At 67.7% G+C, this 1,120-nt stretch carries 2 protein-coding genes; both read right to left on the bottom strand.

Going from position 1 to position 1,120, the window contains the following annotated elements:
- On the bottom strand, positions 1-622 hold a 622-nt coding region (locus ACSFA3_RS25110; RefSeq protein WP_435508057.1), incomplete at its 3' end, for an enoyl-CoA hydratase/isomerase family protein.
- 161 nt (positions 623-783) lie between these two features.
- Positions 784-1,120, bottom strand: a 337-nt coding sequence (locus ACSFA3_RS25105; RefSeq protein ID WP_435508056.1) for a CoA transferase, incomplete at its 5' end; no start/stop codon positions are given.

Here is a 1,120-nt window from a genome sequence, read left to right as displayed (position 1 = left end):
TCAGGTGCGGCTGGTCTTCCGCCGGAATCGTTCCGCCGACGAAGACCTTGCTGTGGCCGGCGCCGCGCTCGCGCAGCTGCGCCAGCGGAACGACGTCGTTGACGAAGCCCAGGGCCAAAGCGCGCTGCGCCGGCATCGGTTGCCCGGTGAGCAGCAGTTCCATCATCACGCGCTGCGGCAGCATGTGCGCGAGCGGCGCCGCCCAGGGCATGCCCCGGCCCACCTTGGCCTCGGTGATACCGAACTTCGCGTGGTCCGCGGCAATGCACAGGTCGCACATCTGCGCGAACAGCCAACCACCCGCATAGGCCACGCCGTTGACTGCAGCGATCATCGGCTTGCTCACGTGCTCAACATCGCCGAGCACCGGCAGCATGTCGCGCGGCGGCACGCGCAGCCCCGTCGCGGTCGCCTCCTTCAGGTCCATGCCCGCGCAGAAGGCCTGGTCGCCGCTGCCGGTGAGGATGCCGACGCGCACCGCGTCATCCTGCTCCAGCGTGTGCCATGCCTTTCGCAATCCGTCGATGACGCCGCGATTGATGGCGTTGCGCTGCGCAGGCCGGTTGAGGGTGACGACGGCGATGCAGCCTTCGACGACTTCGTAGGTAACTTCGTCATTCATCGTTCGCCTCCCGGGGAGATGCCCGGGAGCGGCAGCGCCTCGGCCGCAGTGCCCTCGGCCAGCATCGCGTCGATCGCGTGGCTGTCGTAGCCGGCCTGCTGCAGGATCTCGCGGGTGTGTTCGCCCTGGCGCGGCGCAGTCCTTGCCGTATCGGGCGTACTTTACTGCCAGGTCATCGGCATGCGCATCGTGCGGATCGGCCCCTCGCTCGGGTGCTCGACCATCGAGAAGAAACCGGTCGCCTTCAGGTGGGGGTCTTGCAGGATGCTCTCCAGGTCGTGCATCGGCATGAACGGGACGTCGGCGCGATCGAGAATTCCCCCCCACTCCGCGGTCGACTTCTCCTCGAAGATGGTGCCGAGCACGCCGTACACGAAGTCGATGTGGCGGGAGCGGCCGGCATAGGAGGCGAAGCGCTCGTCCTCCAGCAGCACATCGCGCCCGACCGCGCGCAGGAAGCTGCCCCACTGCTTGTCGTTGTAGACCAGCGCGCAGATG

It is taken from the genome of Variovorax glucosi (genome assembly GCF_051216695.1).
Classification (GTDB): Bacteria; Pseudomonadota; Gammaproteobacteria; order Burkholderiales; family Burkholderiaceae_C; genus Variovorax.
The sequence above is the reverse complement of the archived record's forward strand: the minus strand, read 5'-3'. Positions and strand labels throughout refer to the sequence as shown.